This window comes from Candidatus Symbiothrix dinenymphae (assembly GCF_001431085.1).
Genome location: NZ_BBRU01000079.1, coordinates 1 through 16444 on the forward strand (window position 1 = coordinate 1; position 16444 = coordinate 16444).

A 16444-nucleotide genomic window follows, 5' to 3' on the forward strand; every position below is an offset into this window, starting at 1 on the left:
CCCCAATTTTAACGTTTATTAACACTTCGGGATGTTTCGGTCGCCGTCATCGCGAGTCAAGTATTAACCAATTAACTTGCCTGCCATGATGGATTTCACCATTTTATCAAAAGTACAGGAGATTTTCAGAAATGTGCCGGATGAGGAGAGTATCATTTTGACGAAAGCAACAGGTGAAATGGTTGACCTTTGCCGCCGAAAAAAAACCAGTTACCGATGGTAAATTCAAGACAAATAGCAGTTCTCATACCTTGTTATAATGAAGCCGGCACGATTGCCGCTGTAATTAAAAATTTCAGAAACGAGCTTCCTGATGCAAGTATTTATGTGTATGATAATAATTCCACAGATGGGACAGCAGAAATAGCAGCCCTGTCCGGAGCGATTGTTCGCCACGAATACAAACAGGGCAAAGGGAATGTCATTTGCGCAATGTTTCGCGACATTGAGGCGGATTACTATTTGATGGTTGATGGTGACGATACCTATCCTGCTGAATCAGCGATGGTTTTGTTGGGCGAAGCGATAGAAAACGGGAAAGATGTGGTCATTGGCGATAGACTTTCTTCCACTTATTTCACGGAAAATAAGCGACCACTTCATAACTCAGGCAATAAACTGGTACGCTGGTTAATCAATAAAATATTTGATAATTCTATCAAAGATATCATGTCCGGTTATCGAGTTTTTAGTTATGACTTTGTAAAAACTTTCCCAATTTTATCGAAAGGGTTTGAGATTGAAACGGAAATGACCATTCATGCGTTGGATAAAGGTTTCAATATATCCGAAATAGCAATTGCATATCGGAACCGTCCGGAAGGGAGCGTTTCCAAATTAAACACCCTCAGCGATGGCTTTAAAGTGCTATTAACAATTTTCAATTTATTTAAGGACACACGCCCGTTTCTCTTTTTTGGAACGCTGTCAATTATTCTTTTTGTTGTATCGGTGGTAGCGTTTATTCCGATATTGCTTCAGTATATTGAAGTGGGGCTGGTGCCTAATTTTCCGACTTTGATTGTGGCATCAATAGTGATGGTGTTGTCGTTATTGTTTTTTGTGTGCGGACTGATTTTGGATAGTCTTCGGAAACAATATTTGCAATCGTTTCAAATTGAGCGGAATAAAATGCGGTTATTTAAAACGTTATATAAAAATAATTTATGAATTATGGAAAAGTGTAGTTTCTCTAAAAAAAATGCAGGTAAAGGCGTGGTACTGTTTGTATCATTAATCGTGGTATACAGTTGTGCGCTGTATCTTTCTTCAATTATCCCTTCAAAACGTATTCAGGAAAACATTAAGACTTCCGCTCAAATTATGGAGGACGGATTTATACGCGAGCCAATTTATTTTGACAGAGCAATTTATGGGCACCAATTAGGCGCAACGCGCCTTGATGATGGAACAGATGCTCTTATGATGAACAATATCTATAACATTGATAATGAACATCCTCTGAAAAGTGCATTAACCAATAAATTGACGGGAAAGGTTGTCGGAGAAGGTGCGATACCCGATTTATGTGCAACTGTGAGAGGCGAAGCGACTGCTTCCGGAATTTATAGCCAGTATTGGCACGGATATATAGCGGTATGGCGACCGTTGCTTGTCTTTTTTGATTACTTAGACTTGCGCAAAATCAATGTTTTTATTTTTAATCTGCTTGTTTTTCTGTTGGTTATATTGACGGCACGAAAATTTGGCGGTTTTGCTGCATCGGCTTTGGCATTATCTTTGATGTATATCAATTGGTTTTGCATCCCTTTGGTATTTCAGTATATAATCTGTTTTTATATTGCGTTTATATGTGCCCTTTTGATACTTATCCGGAATTTCAGCAAAGAGTCGAGCTACATGAAAATTCTTTTCATTGCCGGTTCCTTAACATCGTTTATAGATTTTCTCACTGCCCCTATGGTCACTTTAGGCATTCCTTTGATTTTCATTGTAATGAAGCACACAAAATTTATTAACACTCAATCATTTAAGCAAATTTTATTTTTCCTATCCAAATTAGTGTTGTGCTGGGGATTAGGCTATGCTTTAACTTGGGGGATGAAGCCCATAGTCGCGGCTGCTTTTGGTATAAACATTTTCCAAACCTTTGCTGGGGCATTATTAAATAGAATAGGTGGGGCAGAAGATTTCGGTCTATTTAGCCATATATATGGCAATAATATTGGTTTTACGGGGATGAGATTTATCAGCCTTGCACACAATGTGTATCGATTAGTCATTGAACTTTATTTGGGTCCCACTCTATGTATCGTAGTTGCTTTACTTACAGGCTGGTTCATATTTAGAAAGAAAAGTAAACTTTCTCCTGTTTTCTATGCCTATTTATTAATCGCCATGCTACCGTATTTGTGGTATCTTATGGCGACTAATCATTCTGCCGTCCATTCTACATTCACCTACCGCGCACAAATGATTAGTGTTTTTGCGTTACTTCTGGCTTACGGAGAAAGTATAGATTGGGTTGCGATTAAGAAAAAAATTGTACCTTTGTCGCCATTATAGAAAATTTATGAACACACAATTGAAAAAAATAGTGCCGCATGTGGGAGTTCTTTTGAGTTTCTTTTTGCTGGTTTTAGTGTATTTTTATCCTTCGTTTGAAGGAAAAGTCTTGCAACAAGGCGATGTGAGTAATTGGGCAGGCATGGTGCAGGAAGTAGCAGCATACGGGCAGTCGTCGGGTTGGACCAATTCGATGTTTTCCGGTATGCCAACCTATCACATTGGTGGTTATGATAGTGGCGGCGTGAATTTTATTGTTTGGATAGGAGGTGAATCTCTTATCAACAATGTATTCCAAATCCGTACAATAGGAAATCCAATTTTATTATTGCTTATCACGTCCTATATTTTATTTTTGTGCTTGGGTGCAAGTTGGTGGTTGGCAGCCCTGGGAGCTATTGCAACGACTTTTTCTTCCTATAATTTGATTATTCTCGTTGCCGGACATTGGACCAAATTATGGGTATTGGCGTATGTGCCGCTCCTGATAGCGGGAATAGTCTTACTCTTTCGACAGAAATGGTGGATGGGATTTCTAACGTTTTCCTTTGGTTTGGCGTCTGTGATTCAGCACAATCACTTGCAAATAGCCTATTATGCGGCAATTTTCTGCGCTATCTTATATATAGGGTTCTTGGTTGAAGTCTTGCGAAAAAAGGAATATAAACGGCTGGGTATCACCACAGGCATTTTTGCCGGTGGGGTGATTTTCGCCATTTTAGCCAATTCGTCCGCTTTATATCTGAACTACGAATCGGGACAAACGAGTATGCGCGGAAAAGCCGAATTGACCCCGCTTGAAAGTGCGGAAAACGCTGCTCCAACCATTTCTGCGGTGGATGGCTTGGACAAAGACTATGTGTTTGCTTGGAGCTATGGCAAAGCGGAAACGCTTAACTTGATGATACCCAACGCTAAAGGAGGCGAATCGGGAGGTTCGCTCGGCAAAGATTCGCATCTATACAAAGAATTGAGAGCACACGGCGCACAGGTGGGCAAGGAGGTGCGTGCGCAAACCTATTGGGGCGATAAACCGTTCACGTCGGGTCCGGCATATCTTGGCGCGGTGGTTTGTTTCTTGTTTCTGCTGGCGTTATTCATCGTCCCAGGCAGGGCAAAATGGTGGCTGCTGGGTGCTTCTGTCTTCTTTATTATGTTGGCTTGGGGGCGAAATTTGGCTTGGTTTAATGATTGGATGTATTATCATTTTCCGCTGTATGCCAAATTTCGTGCGGTGGAAACGGCTTTGGTGATAACATCTTTCACATTTCCCTTCTTGGCTGTTTTGGCGATTAAAGAATTGATAAATACCCAAATAGAGAAAATAAAATTGACAAAATCATTGTACTGGTCGGCGGGCGTCACGGGCGGCATTTGCTTGTTGATGTGGCTCATACCGGGTGCCTTTTTTGATTTTGAATCAGTGAATTACGATGGTCAAATTACCGGTCAAGCCCCCGATTGGTATTATCAGGCATTGCTTGCCGACCGCAAGGATTTGTTGGCGTCGGATGCCTTTCGGTCGCTCATGTATATTGCATTGGCGGCGGGGTTGGTGTTTGTGTATATTCAATCCAAAAATCGCCGGAAGGTGTTGCCTTATTTGGCGGGCGGACTGATTGTGTTGATATTGTGCGATTTATGGACGGTGGACAAACGCTATTTGAATGATGGCAATTTTATGACTGCAAAGAAACACACGGAGCAGCAGTTTCCCAAAACCGTTGCCGATGAGTGGATTTTGCGCGATACATCGCCCTCCTATCGCGTGCTGAATTTGCAAGGAACATGGAACGAATCGCGCACATCGTATTTCCACAAGTCCATCGGTGGCTACCACGCAGCAAAGTTGGGTCGCTATCAGGATTTGATTGACCGCAGGCTATCACAGGAGGAAAATGCAATTATCCGACAATTGCAATCAGCAAAGCAGCAGAGCGATTTGGAGGCGGTTTTCGCCAACTGCCCAACTCTTAATATGCTGAATGCCAAGTATATCATCTACAATACCGGACAGCCGCCTATAGTCAATCCGGCAGCCAATGGCAACGCATGGTTTGTGCAATCATACCGCTTTGTGGATACTCCCGATGAAGAAATGGCGGCTTTGCAAACGCTTAATCCGAAGACGGAGGCGGTGTTTGACAGGCAGTTTCAATTATCAATTACCAATTACCAATTACCGGCTACGTTGCCGGTTGATTCGGCGGCTTCTATTGTGATGACGGCTTATTTTCCTAATCGGGTGGAGTATAAATCGTCGTCTGCGCAGGCGGCGTTGGCAATTTTCTCGGAGGTGTATTACAAAAATGGTTGGAAAGCCTTTATTGACGGTGAGCGGGTGCCGATTAGTCGCGCCAACTGGATTTTGCGTGCCTTGGTTGTTCCGGCTGGCGAGCATGAAATCAAAATGGTGTTTGACCCCGATGATATGAAATTTGCAGGCACTATGACGACAGTCTTTTCGGGTTTGTTGATGCTACTGTTGCTCATTGCGATTGTTGTGGGCTTGATTCGCCATCCACAATCATAGTAAAATGATAAATGCAGAAAAAATAAAGTCCATAATAGCCCAAGGCGAAGGTTTGAATGTTGAATTTAAAACCGCTCATTCAGTATTGCCTCGCAGTGTATTTGAAACCATCTGCGCGTTCTTAAATCGAAAGGGTGGACATATTTTGCTCGGTGTTAAAGACAATGGTCACATTGAGGGCATCATGGAGGACTCTTTGCCTACTCAATTGAAGACGCTGGCTGACGATATGAACAATCCGAAGATTATTTCGCCAACGTTTTATCTCACAAGTGAAGTGGTTGAAATAGACGAGAAAAAAATTATCTGCATCTATGTGCCGGAAAGTTCGCAAGCGCACACACATTTGAACATTTATTACGACCGCAATCATGAAGGCGATTATCGGTTGATGACCAATCATCAAATTTCTACACTGTTTTTGCGCAAATTTGACGGATATACGGAGAATAAAGTGTTTCCATACCTGCAAATGAGTGATTTTGTGCAGGAAGATTTTGACACGGTAAGAAATATTGTGTCCGCCAACACCGGCAGAACTCATCCTTGGCTAAAGATGAGTAATGAGGAAATTTTGCGGTCGTCGAAGTTGTATCGAAAAGATGACAAAACGGGGCAGGAAGGCTACACGATGGCTGCGGCATTGCTTTTTGGAACAGATGTTACAGTCGGCACGGTTTGCCCACATTACAGGATAGATGCGTTATGCCGCAAAGACGATGTGGAGCGATATGACGACAGGGACGTGATTGAGTGTAATCTGATACAGGCATACGACCGCTTAATGGCTTTTGTTCAGAAACATACGCCCGACCGATTTTTCTTGGAGGGCATCCAACGCAAAAGTATTCGCGACATCATATTTCGGGAAATGATATGTAACTTACTCATTCATAGGGAATACGCCGTAAATTTTCACACCTCATTAACTGTTTTTAAGGAAACGGTAGTAACGGAAAATTGGAATATTCCATACAATATGGGGCAAATCACGCCGGAAAACCTAAAACCCCACTCTAAAAATCCCAATATCGCCGCCTTTTTCAGACAATTGGAGTGGGTAGAAGATTTAGGTTCCGGGGTCAAAAAGATGTTTCACTATTGCCCGCTATATCTGAACGACAAAAACGCCCTGCCTGTCATGGAAGAAAGCGATGTTTTCAAATTAACTATAAGGTATGAAAAAGAAGGTTATGAAACATTTGATTTTGAACGAGTTAGCAATATTAAACATGCGGATAAAGTACTGAAGTTAATTCAGGAAAATCCAAAAATGACGATAATAGAAATGTCTCAAAGGCTTTCTGTTACTACAAGAACGATTAAAAGAATTATTGCTCAATTAGCCGCTGAAAAAATTATCGAACGAAATGGGTCAAAGAAAGATGGATACTGGGTAATACTTTTTAAAATGTCACTTTAAATGTCACTTTAAATGTCACTTTAAATGTCACTTTAAATGTCGGTTTAAATGTCGGTTTAAATGTCGGTTTAAATGTCGGTTTAAAATATGGCACTTTAAATGGCACTTTAATGGCATAAATGGCACTTTAAATTACGGAATTGAGATAATAACAATAAATTCAGAAAAATGAAAATTGCAATAATTGGTTTGGGCTATGTAGGGCTGCCGTTAGCTGTAGAGTTTGGAAAAAAACAGCCGGTGTGCGGTTTTGATGTGAACCCGAAGCGGATTCAGGAACTGCAATCCGGCACTGATTATACCGGCGAAGTGGATAATGCCACTTTATTATCCGTTTTGGCTAATAATTTGACATTGAGCTGCGATGTAAAATCAATCAGTTCGTGCAATATCTACATCGTGACGGTGCCCACGCCGATAACCAAATTCAAAACGCCGGATTTGCAGCCTTTGCTTGCCGCCACGCAAACAGTCGGCTCTGTATTGAAAAAAGGCGACATAGTTATCTATGAATCAACGGTTTATCCGGGCTGCACGGAGGAAGATTGCGTGCCTGTTTTAGAACAAGTGTCCGGATTGAAATACAATGTGGATTTTTTCTGCGGCTACTCGCCCGAACGCATCAACCCCGGCGACAAAAAAAACACCCTGACACGCATAAAAAAAGTGGTTTCCGGCTCCACGCCCGAAATCGCGGATGCTGTGGAAAAATTGTACGCTTCAATCATCGAAGCAGGCGTTTTCAAAACCTCCTCCATTCGGGTGGCAGAGGCGAGCAAGGCGATTGAAAATGCGCAACGGGATGTCAACATCTCGTTTGTGAATGAGCTGGCTCTGATTTTCGACAAAATGGGAATAGACACCTTGGAGGTGTTGGAAGCCGCAGCCACCAAGTGGAATTTTCTGAAATTCACACCCGGTTTGGTGGGCGGGCATTGCATCAGCGTTGACCCGTATTACCTCTCGCACAAGTCGCAGCGACTTGGCTACAATCCGCAAGTCATCCTTTCCGGACGGGCTGTGAACGATGAAATGGGGCGTTTTGTGGCATCCAAAGTGGTGAAACTAATGATTAGCCAGGCGATAAAGATTGCCGGAAGCAAGGTGCTGGTGCTCGGTTTCACGTTCAAAGAAAATTGCCCCGACATCCGCAACACGAAAGTGGTCGATGTCATCAACGAACTGAAAGACTATGGCGTAGTGGTCGATGTTTACGACCCGTACGCGCTGAAAGACGAAGTTTGGCGAGAATATCAAATTGAATTGTTGGAAGCGTTGCCCGATTTAACGCAATACAACGGGATTGTGCTGGCTACCGGTCACGACCAATTCAAGGCGATTGATTTTAGTTTTGTGAAACGGCAACCCACGATACTCTTTGATGTTAAAGGGGTGTTGGATAAGGAGCTTGTGCATGGGAGACTGTAAATTATTCTGCCGCCATCTTTTTTATTACCGAGTAAGCATTGATTAGTCCGAGTTCGCCGGCTTTGCTGAGGTCGGCGATGCCGAGGTCGTTTTCGCCTATGTATAAGTAGGTTAAGCCGCGATTGTAGTAGGCTTTTGCAAATTCGGGATTGCTTTGGATGGCTTCGGTGTATGCTGCAATAGCTGCCGGATGGTCTTTTTGCTGATTGAGCGCGTAGGCGCGGTTGAACGGGAGATTTTCATCGTCTGCATCCGCAAAGGGTGGCTCCAAATCAATTTTCACTTCGCGGTCTTGCACCCGTCCGCGTAGCTCGTCGGCGTATTTCGACTTCTGTTCCTCATCGGCATCATACACCACGAGGCGGTTGAATTTGCTGATGTTTTTGTCCGATTTTTCGCGCGTTTTTTTCGTTTTATCCACCTTAACCTCCGTTTGCGTAGCCGCAAGGATGGAATTGGGATATTCTGCCACCACTTTTTCCAAATAGGCACGCGACTCTTTGAGGTTGCCGAGTTCTTTGTGCAGCAGCGAGAGGTTGTACATCGCCATAAAATTCTCGGTATCCCACTCCAGCACGCGGTTGAAATCATCAATCGCACCGTGCGTGTCGCCCACTTGCGCCCGAAGCAATCCACGGTTGAATTGCGCTATCTGGTTGTGCGCATCCATCGTGAGCACCTTATCGTAATCCGCCATCGCACCGCGCAAATCATTCAAATGGTAGCGTGCCAAGCCCCGATTGATGTAGTAGCCCGCCCTATCCGGCTCTAACAGAATGGCTCGATTGCAATCCATCAGGGCTTGTGTGTACATTTCTTGTTGCAAATAGAGAATCGCCCGCTGAGCATAGACGGGGGCATAATTTTTGTCCAACGCCAACGCCTTGTCGTAGTTGGCAAACGCCTGAGCCGTGTCGCCTTTTTCGCCATACACCGACCCCCGCGCCATATAGCTCTGTGGGAAGTTGGGATGGTATTTTACCAACAAATCCAGATTTTGGAGTGCGGCATCGTAATCTTTCGTTTGAGCGTATGCAATAGCTTGATTTAGAAGCATTTGCTTATCTTCCGGCAAAAATTTCAACCCCTTGGAATAGTCGGCAATTGCATTCTCGAAGTCGCCTCTGTTTTGCCTGCTTGCCCCGCGACACCAATAGGCTTGCGGGAGAAAAGAATTGCGCTCGAGGCACAGTGTGAGGTCGTTTTCTGCCCCTTTGAAATCGTCCAAACTGTATTTTGCAATCGCCCGATAGAGATAAGGCTCCGCCAAATAGGGCTTGGCTTTAATCACCTGATTGAAATGCTGAATCGCCATCACATAATCCTCCAAATACAGAGCGTTGCGCCCAATCAAAATCATCCTGTCGGTGTTGATTTGCGCTTTTACAGTTACCGGTGACCAGTTAGCAGTCACCAGTATGCAGAGTGCTATGAGTAGTTGGCGTTTCATATTTGTTATTCAGACTGCAAAGGTACGCTTTTTGTCTGAATTTGTGTTTTTCAATTGATTAAATCAAAAAAAATCACAACTCATAACTCATAACTCATAACTAATTATTACCTTTGCGCAAAAGTTAAAAAAACATGAACACATTTGGCAATATATTCCGTCTGACCTCTTTTGGGGAGTCGCACGGCGAGGCGATTGGGGGCATTATTGACGGCTGCCCTGCCGGTATTCGTTTGGATACGGCGTTTATACAGAGCGAGTTAAGCCGTCGCAAACCGGGGCAATCTGCGCTCACCACTTCGCGCCACGAGGACGACCGGGTGGAATTTCTGTCCGGCATCTTTGAAGGACAAACCACAGGCACCCCGATTGGGTTTATCGTGCGCAACGGCAATCAACATTCGGCGGACTACGACAAACTGAAAACGCAGTTTCGCCCCTCGCACGCCGATTTCACCTATCAAATGAAGTACGGCATCCGCGACCATCGGGGCGGCGGACGCTCGTCTGCCCGCGAAACCATCGCCCGTGTGGTGGGCGGCGCGGTGGCAAAATTGGTGCTCCGCGAAAAAGGCATTTCGGTGACGGCTTACACTTCGCAGGTGGGTACCATTAAATTGGAAATTCCCTACAAACAATTGGATTTCAGCCAAATAGAGTCCACTCCCGTGCGTTGTCCGGATGCAAAAACGGCTCAGCAGATGATTGACCTGATTCAGCAGGTGCGCGACGACGGCGACACCATTGGCGGGGTTGTTTCCTGCGTCTGTCAGGGCGTTCCCGTGGGCTTGGGCGAACCCGTTTTTGGAAAGTTGCACGCGGCTCTGGGCAGTGCGATGCTTGGCATCAATGCGGCAAAAGGGTTTGACTACGGCATGGGCTTCGCAGGTGTACATCAACGCGGCTCGGAAGTAAACGACCAATTTTATACGCGCGAAGACGGCTCGCTTGGCACCCGAACCAACAACTCAGGAGGCATTCAGGGCGGCATTTCCAACGGCGAAGACATCTATTTCAGGGTAGCATTCAAGCCGGTAGCCACCTTGCTGAAAGAGGTGAGCGGGCGACACGACCCTTGCGTTCTCCCCCGCGCCGTCCCCATCGTGGAAGCAATGGCGGCGATGACCCTTTTGGATTATTCGTTATTGAAGTAAAATCCCTTGCTTAAAGTGCTTTAAGCGCATTTTTTATCATCTGTTCCACAGAAAGTGTCGGCTCGGAAGCGGCTATTTTGCTCACCACTTTTTGCGCGGCAGGCTGGTTGAAGCCCAACATAACCAAGGCAGCAACGGCTTCTTTGGCTGTTTCGGAGGTGATTGCCATCGGGCTGGCGGGTGCGCCGGACGGCGTTGCACCCAATTTCACCTTGTCTTTCAGGTCGAGAATGATGCGTTCTGCCGTTTTGGCACCGATGCCTTTGACGGTTTTCAGCGCGTTGGCGTTGCCCGTTGCGATGATGCCCTCCAATTCATAGACGGCTAAGGATGAGAGCACCATCCGCGCGGTGTTGGCACCCACTCCGGACACCGAAATCAGCAGCAAAAACAAATCCCGTTCGCGCTTTTCCACAAAGCCGAACAGCAAATGTGCATCCTCCCGAATAGCCTCATACACAAACAGTTGGCACGTTTTTTGCGCACTCAAAGCCGAGTAAGTATTCAACGAAATACTCACAAAATAACCCAACCCATTCACCTCCACAACAACGGAAGCAGGTGTCAATTCCACAATTTCTCCTTTAATATATTCTAACATAATGCTGATTTTTTAGCCGCAATTTAATTTTAAAATGCTCTTTGTAGAACAATGCCGCAAAGTTACTCATTTTTTGGATAACAAAGGGGCGAAACGCAAATTTGGACATTGAAAAATCTCTTTCCGGTGCATGATAATCATCGGGGCAAGACACAAACCTTCACTCCAATGATTTGCGTATTTCTCTGGCAAGGTGCCGGATTATGCCAAACTAATGAACAATAGAGGATAAATCTGCTCTCGAAGTTTTGGCACATCTTTTTCAATGATTTCATAAACCAAATTTTCATCTAAACCATCGTAAGAATGTACTGCAATGTTTCTGAACCCTATGATAAGCGACCAAGGAATATCTGCATGGTCGGACTGAAACCCTTTTGGAACTCTGTTTGCGTGTTCGCCCACCTGAATCAAGTCAAGTGCTACAGATTTGAATGCCAAACGTCGGGTGTAAAAATCTTCGGATTTAGTGAGCGGATACTCTTCTAAGCACTCGTCAATGTATTTGATTATCAGTTCTAATTCGCTTTTAATGTTTTTCATAGTGCAATCACCTCATAACTATTCATATCTTCTCGAATCGCCGGAGTTACCGTTTTGGTAGTGGTCAAATCAACATCCATTCCGAGAATATTTGAAAAATCATACTCAATGCCAAGAATTGAGCCAAACAGTGAATGTTCTTTGGGGTCAATATCCACCAAAAAATCTATATCACTATCGGCAGTGGCATCGCCACGCGCCACCGAACCAAATATGCGCAAATTTGATGCCCCATATTGAGACATCTTGTCATAGAGTTCGCTTTTGTGCGCTCTCACATGATTTCGCAACCTTGTAGATTCAATTGTAACCATCCGTTTTTTGGTGCAAAGGTACAACATTTTTCTGAATAAAAAGCGGATAAAAAACCATTAACTAAATCTTTTTTTCAGGTGCTATTATTTCGCAAACGGTGTTTTATCCCGTAGGGATTATAGCTCGGTAGAAATGGAATGCCTCCCCCATTCCTGCATCCCGTAGGGATGCAACATCATCCGCAATCGGTTGCATCCCTACGGGATGCAGGGTGGAGGTGAGGATTGGCTTTTCTACCGAGCTATAATCCCTACGGGATAAAAGGCTATGTATATTTGTCCCTGCGGGACAATGAACGCCACACAGTCTTGTTCCCATGAGACTGCGCTCCGGGCAAGCCTGCGGGACTTGAAAAAATAGCGCATCAAGGAGATTTAGATAACCCCTCTCCTCCATATCAAATTTAAATTTACTACCTTTGCACCATGAATCGTTATTTTATCTTTTTGGCATATAATGGGCAGAATTATTGCGGTTGGCAATATCAAAATAATGCTATGACGGTGCAGGCAACTATTCAGAATGCGCTGATGACTCTTTTGCAGAAGCCTGTGGGCATTGTTGGTGCCGGACGGACGGACACCGGGGTGCATGCGCGGGAGATGGTTGCCCATTTCGACTGCGCAGAGGCATTGGATTTGCCCCTGCTGACGGATAAACTGAACCGCGTATTGCCGCGAGACATCGTCATATACCGGATTGTGCCCGTCAGAGCCAACGCGCATGCCCGTTTTAGTGCCTTGTCGCGCACCTATCAATATGTGGTGACGCACGAAAAAGACCCTTTCAACGGGCACCTTATGTATCGAATTTCCAGAGAGTTAGATTATGATTTGATGAACAAGGCGGCGCAAATTTTGTTTGAATTTAAAGACTTCACCAGTTTCAGCAAACTCCACACAGAGACCAAAACGAACAACTGCACCATCATGCACGCCCGCTGGGAGCAGCAGGGCAGCACGTGGGTGTTCACCATTCAGGCTAATCGCTTTTTACGCAGCATGGTACGTGCGGTTGTTGGCACGCTGCTGGAAGTCGGTCGCGGTAGAATGACGCCGGACGAGTTTCGGCAGGTGATAATCAACCAAGACCGAAACACCGCAGGAGCTTCTGCCCCCGCACAGGCACTCTCGTTGGTGAAAGTGGAGTATGACGACTCGCTGTTCGATGTTCCGGATGAAGTGGTGCCTGAGGCCGCACCGTCAAAAACTAAAAGTGAAGCGAATTTTGATAATCAATCTTTTCTATATGCTTATGCACCGATATGAAGACGATATGAAAAAGTTAATTAAAAGTTGTTCCTGCATATTGCTGATGCTTGTGGGCATCGGTTGCTCTGTTTCTTACAGTTTTCAGGGTGGAAAACTGAACTACGAAGTGGTGAAAACCATTACGATACAGGATTTTATGAACCGTGCGGCATTGGTCAATCCCAATTTGGCACCCACTTTTGACCGTGCCTTGCGCGACCGTTTTGTGGAGCAAACACGTTTGACGGCAGTAGAAAACAATGCCGACATCGACATCGAGGGCGAAATCACCGGTTACGACCTCATGGGAACGGCTGTCAAAGACGATGCGTATGCCTCTCAGACACGCCTGACGGTAAGTATCCGTGTGCGCTACACCAACAACAAAGAGGAGGGTGCCAATGTTGACCAGACATTCACGGCATTCAGGGAGTTTCCCGCATCCAGCAACTTGTCGGACGTGGAAGACGGTTTAGTGCGCGAAATAGTAACAGAATTGGTAGATATGATTTACAACGCCACAGTAGCCAACTGGTAGTCAGTTACCAGTTACCAGTTAGCAGTTACCAGTTACCAGTTACCAGTTACCAGTTACCAGTTAACAGTTAACAGTTACCAGTTACCAAGCTGGTAACTGGTAACTGCTAACTGGTAACTGCTTCACATGGCTTGCATTGCGCAAAGGCGTGAGTAATAGCCGTTTAAGGACATTAGTCCAGTGTGTGTGCCGCGTTCTACAATTTCGCCTTCGTGCATGACGCAAATTAAATCGGCGTTTCGGATGGTTGAGAGGCGATGCGCTATGATGATGGTGGTGCGATTTTGCATCAATTTTTCCAGCGCATCCTGCACGAGACGTTCCGATTCGGTGTCTAAGGCGGAGGTTGCCTCATCAAGGATGAGTATCGGCGGGTTTTTTAGTACGGCGCGAGCTATGCTGATGCGTTGTCGCTGCCCACCGGACAGTTTGCCGCCGCGGTCGCCGATGTTCGTTTCAAAGCCGTCGTCGGTTGCCACAATAAATTCGTAGGCATTGGCAATTTTGGCTGCTGCCTCCACATCCGCCAACGTGGCATTGGCGACCCCAAAGGCGATATTATTAAAAAAAGTGTCGTTGAAAAGGATGGCTTCCTGATTGACAATGCCCATCAGATGGCGTACATCGTGCACTTTGGCATCCCGAATATCCACGCCGTCGATGAGAATGGTGCCTTTTTCAATATCGTAGAAGCGGGGCAGCAAATCGACCATCGTGGACTTCCCGGAGCCGGATTGTCCCACCAGCGCAACGGTTTTCCCCTTGGGAATGGTCAGGTTAACGCCTTTCAGCACCCAATTGTCTTTGTAGCGAAACCAGATATCTTTGTAATTGATTTGCACGTTGAATGGAATGGGTTTCGGCGATTGCGGGTCTGTGATATTGGTTTCCGCCTTCAAAATTTTGTCCACACGCTCCATCGACGCCAAGCCCTTTTGGATGGAATAAACGGACCTCGACAACTCTTTGGCAGGGTTGATAATCATATAAAAAATCGTCAAATAATACATAAACGAACTCGCTTCTATCGAACTGTTGTCCGACAAAATCAACGAACCACCATACCACAGCACTATTGCAACCGTGATGATGCCCAGCAATTCGCTCATCGGGTGCGCCAACTGTTGACGGCGAAAAATCCGCATGGTCGTGTTCCTGAACTGCTCGTTCGTCTTGTGAAAACGCTCCTCAATTTTCTTTTCGGCGATAAATGCCTTGATGATGCGCAACCCGCTGAGCGTTTCTTCGATTTGCGACATCAGATTGCCCCATTGCCGCTGCCCATCAGCCGAACTGCGTTTCAGATTTTTGCCGACCTGCCCCATGATATAACCCGCTATCGGAAGCATAACAATCACAAACAGAGTGAGTTGCCAACTAATCAAAAACATCCCTAAGAGGTAAAGAATGATGTAAATAGGATTTTTGAACAGCATATCCAGCGAACTCATCACCGAATTTTCCACCTCGTTCACATCCCCCGAAATACGCGCCAGAATATCCCCTTTGCGCTCTTCGGAGAAAAAAGATAACGGCAACGAGATTATTTTGTCGTTAATTTGATTACGAATGTCGCGCACCACGCCCGTACGCAACGGTATCAAAAAAAACGACGCATAATACATCGCCGCCGTCCGAAAAAAAGTTGTAATAATCAGAAAAAGCCCCAAAATAATCAGAATATAAGTGCCACTATGCGTCTGCATAGAGTCCGTAATAAACATATTCAAATTATTTTGAAACACCTCTTTAAACGAATCAATCGAAAAATGCGCCCAATCCACAGGCATATAACCACCGACATCAGGGGTTTCAATTTTGAACAGAATATTCAAAATAGGTATCAACGCACCAAACGAAACCAAAGTCAAAAGCCCCGACAACACCGTCATAACAATATTCAAAGCCAAATATCGCTTGTAAGGGAGCACAAACCGCCGAAGTATTTGAAAAAAATCTCTCATTATGTCATTATTTTATTCATTGAACGAGGGCAAAGGTACGAAAAAGTTATGAAAATCACAGTTCAGACAAATTTTATTTAAACTTCAGCAGTCGCAAACTAATCAGCACCACCACCAGCATCACGCCCACATCGGCTACGATGGCGAATACGAGGTTGCTCCAGCCCATGAATGCCAGCAAGATGAAGAGCACTTTGACGGCGATGGCTCCTGCGGTGTTCCATTTGATGGTGGTTAACGTTCGGCGGCTCAGACGTGTGAGGTAGGGCAGCAGGCTCAGTTTGTCGTTCATCAGGGCGATGTTGGCCACTTCCAATGCTGTGTCGCTGCCTGCGGCACCCATCGCTACGCCTACGGTGGCTTCTGCCAATGCGGGCGCATCGTTTACGCCATCGCCCACCATGGCAACGGCTCCGTATTGTTGCTTCAACTGCTTGACCATCGCGGATTTATCTTGCGGCAGCAGTGAGCCGCGAACGGTTGTGATGCCCACCTGCGAGGCAATGTGACGGGCGGCTTGCAGATTGTCGCCGGTCAGCATCACGGGTTCGATGCCCAATTTTTTCAACTCCTGAATGGCGGTTGCGCTGTCGGGCTATTATGGACTTTATTTTTTCTGCATTTATCATTTTACTATGATTGTGGATGGCGAATCAAGCCCACAACAATCGCAATGAGCAACAGTAGCATCAACAAACCCGAAAAGACTGTCGTCATAG

The 16444-nt window shown here is 45.3% G+C and carries 15 protein-coding genes and 1 pseudogene; 9 read left to right on the forward strand and 7 right to left on the reverse strand.

From position 1 onward, the window contains the following. Nucleotides 1-85 precede the first annotated feature (85 nt). From ASC50_RS07015 to ASC50_RS01285, 6 genes are all read left to right on the forward strand, one after another. The gene (locus ASC50_RS07015) at nucleotides 86-223 is read left to right on the forward strand and encodes a hypothetical protein (protein ID WP_158648246.1); all 138 of its coding nucleotides are present in this window, start codon (nucleotides 86-88) and stop codon (nucleotides 221-223) included. Next, nucleotides 217-1170 carry a glycosyltransferase family 2 protein gene (locus ASC50_RS01265; protein ID WP_055430428.1) on the forward strand — a complete coding sequence of 318 codons (954 nt, stop codon included), beginning with the start codon at nucleotides 217-219 and terminating at the stop codon, nucleotides 1168-1170. The genes ASC50_RS07015 and ASC50_RS01265 overlap by 7 nt, the downstream gene beginning before the upstream one ends. A 3-nt stretch (nucleotides 1171-1173) precedes the next feature. Continuing rightward, entirely contained in the window at nucleotides 1174-2526 is a 1353-nt protein-coding gene (locus ASC50_RS01270) for a hypothetical protein (protein ID WP_055430429.1), read from the forward strand. A gap of 7 nt (nucleotides 2527-2533) precedes the next feature. Continuing rightward, nucleotides 2534-5059 (forward strand): glycosyltransferase family protein, encoded by a 2526-nt coding sequence (locus ASC50_RS01275; RefSeq protein ID WP_056928606.1) that lies wholly within the window; start codon nucleotides 2534-2536, stop codon nucleotides 5057-5059. A gap of 4 nt (nucleotides 5060-5063) precedes the next feature. Further along, nucleotides 5064-6482 (forward strand): RNA-binding domain-containing protein, encoded by a 1419-nt coding sequence (locus ASC50_RS01280; RefSeq protein ID WP_055430431.1) that lies wholly within the window; start codon nucleotides 5064-5066, stop codon nucleotides 6480-6482. 168 nt (nucleotides 6483-6650) lie between these two features. Next, on the forward strand, nucleotides 6651-7910 hold the full coding sequence (locus ASC50_RS01285; protein ID WP_055430432.1) for a nucleotide sugar dehydrogenase: 1260 nt from the start codon (nucleotides 6651-6653) through the stop codon (nucleotides 7908-7910). Nucleotide 7911: 1 nt separating this feature from the next. Here the strand turns inward: ASC50_RS01285 and ASC50_RS01290 are convergent, their stop codons facing one another. Continuing rightward, on the reverse strand, nucleotides 7912-9360 hold the full coding sequence (locus ASC50_RS01290; protein ID WP_055430433.1) for a tetratricopeptide repeat protein: 1449 nt from the start codon (nucleotides 9358-9360) through the stop codon (nucleotides 7912-7914). A 134-nt stretch (nucleotides 9361-9494) separates the two neighbouring features. On the opposite strand from ASC50_RS01290, the gene aroC reads away from it, so the two are divergent. Then, on the forward strand, nucleotides 9495-10514 hold the full coding sequence (gene aroC, locus ASC50_RS01295; RefSeq protein ID WP_055430434.1) for a chorismate synthase: 1020 nt from the start codon (nucleotides 9495-9497) through the stop codon (nucleotides 10512-10514). Nucleotides 10515-10524: 10 nt separating this feature from the next. On the opposite strand, the gene ruvA is transcribed toward aroC, so the two are convergent. The 4 genes from ruvA to ASC50_RS07020 form a co-directional block, all read right to left on the reverse strand. Next, on the reverse strand, nucleotides 10525-11115 hold the full coding sequence (gene ruvA, locus ASC50_RS01300; protein WP_055430435.1) for a Holliday junction branch migration protein RuvA: 591 nt from the start codon (nucleotides 11113-11115) through the stop codon (nucleotides 10525-10527). A 201-nt stretch (nucleotides 11116-11316) separates the two neighbouring features. After that, nucleotides 11317-11658 carry a HepT-like ribonuclease domain-containing protein gene (locus tag ASC50_RS01305; protein ID WP_055430436.1) on the reverse strand — a complete coding sequence of 114 codons (342 nt, stop codon included), beginning with the start codon at nucleotides 11656-11658 and terminating at the stop codon, nucleotides 11317-11319. Continuing rightward, complete coding sequence (locus ASC50_RS01310; protein ID WP_055430437.1) at nucleotides 11655-11972, reverse strand: nucleotidyltransferase family protein; 318 nt, start codon at nucleotides 11970-11972, stop codon at nucleotides 11655-11657. Before ASC50_RS01310 ends, ASC50_RS01305 begins: the two co-directional genes overlap by 4 nt. 103 nt (nucleotides 11973-12075) lie before the next feature. Beyond that, entirely contained in the window at nucleotides 12076-12291 is a 216-nt protein-coding gene (locus tag ASC50_RS07020) for a hypothetical protein (RefSeq protein WP_158648247.1), read from the reverse strand. Between the two features lie 107 nt (nucleotides 12292-12398). On the opposite strand from ASC50_RS07020, the gene truA reads away from it, so the two are divergent. Together truA and ASC50_RS01320 are read left to right on the forward strand one after the other, a co-directional pair. Then, entirely contained in the window at nucleotides 12399-13241 is an 843-nt protein-coding gene (truA, locus tag ASC50_RS01315) for a tRNA pseudouridine(38-40) synthase TruA (RefSeq protein ID WP_082592022.1), read from the forward strand. 7 nt (nucleotides 13242-13248) lie between these two features. Further along, the gene (locus tag ASC50_RS01320; RefSeq protein ID WP_055430460.1) at nucleotides 13249-13761 is read left to right on the forward strand and encodes an LptE family protein; all 513 of its coding nucleotides are present in this window, start codon (nucleotides 13249-13251) and stop codon (nucleotides 13759-13761) included. Between the two features lie 122 nt (nucleotides 13762-13883). On the opposite strand, the gene ASC50_RS01325 is transcribed toward ASC50_RS01320, so the two are convergent. Further along, nucleotides 13884-15725, reverse strand: coding sequence for an ABC transporter ATP-binding protein (locus ASC50_RS01325; protein ID WP_055430438.1), 1842 nt, complete (start codon nucleotides 15723-15725; stop codon nucleotides 13884-13886). 73 nt (nucleotides 15726-15798) lie between these two features. Then, nucleotides 15799-16308 (reverse strand): annotated as a pseudogene (locus tag ASC50_RS01330) (HAD-IC family P-type ATPase); the annotation flags it as partial. Nucleotides 16309-16444: the final 136 nt, after the last annotated feature.

Bases quoted from the DNA above. Each gene is read 5' to 3' on its own strand.
- ASC50_RS07015 (WP_158648246.1), top strand. From the start codon at position 86: ATGATGGATTTCACCATTTTATCAAAAGTACAGGAGATTTTCAGAAAT.
- ASC50_RS01265 (WP_055430428.1), top strand. From the start codon at position 217: ATGGTAAATTCAAGACAAATAGCAGTTCTCATACCTTGTTATAATGAA.
- ASC50_RS01270 (WP_055430429.1), top strand. From the start codon at position 1,174: ATGGAAAAGTGTAGTTTCTCTAAAAAAAATGCAGGTAAAGGCGTGGTA.
- ASC50_RS01275 (WP_056928606.1), top strand. From the start codon at position 2,534: ATGAACACACAATTGAAAAAAATAGTGCCGCATGTGGGAGTTCTTTTG.
- ASC50_RS01280 (WP_055430431.1), top strand. From the start codon at position 5,064: ATGATAAATGCAGAAAAAATAAAGTCCATAATAGCCCAAGGCGAAGGT.
- ASC50_RS01285 (WP_055430432.1), top strand. From the start codon at position 6,651: ATGAAAATTGCAATAATTGGTTTGGGCTATGTAGGGCTGCCGTTAGCT.
- ASC50_RS01290 (WP_055430433.1), bottom strand. From the start codon at position 9,360: ATGAAACGCCAACTACTCATAGCACTCTGCATACTGGTGACTGCTAAC.
- aroC (WP_055430434.1), top strand. From the start codon at position 9,495: ATGAACACATTTGGCAATATATTCCGTCTGACCTCTTTTGGGGAGTCG.
- ruvA (WP_055430435.1), bottom strand. From the start codon at position 11,115: ATGTTAGAATATATTAAAGGAGAAATTGTGGAATTGACACCTGCTTCC.
- ASC50_RS01305 (WP_055430436.1), bottom strand. From the start codon at position 11,658: ATGAAAAACATTAAAAGCGAATTAGAACTGATAATCAAATACATTGAC.
- ASC50_RS01310 (WP_055430437.1), bottom strand. From the start codon at position 11,972: ATGGTTACAATTGAATCTACAAGGTTGCGAAATCATGTGAGAGCGCAC.
- ASC50_RS07020 (WP_158648247.1), bottom strand. From the start codon at position 12,291: ATGGGAACAAGACTGTGTGGCGTTCATTGTCCCGCAGGGACAAATATA.
- truA (WP_082592022.1), top strand. From the start codon at position 12,399: ATGAATCGTTATTTTATCTTTTTGGCATATAATGGGCAGAATTATTGC.
- ASC50_RS01320 (WP_055430460.1), top strand. From the start codon at position 13,249: ATGAAAAAGTTAATTAAAAGTTGTTCCTGCATATTGCTGATGCTTGTG.
- ASC50_RS01325 (WP_055430438.1), bottom strand. From the start codon at position 15,725: ATGAGAGATTTTTTTCAAATACTTCGGCGGTTTGTGCTCCCTTACAAG.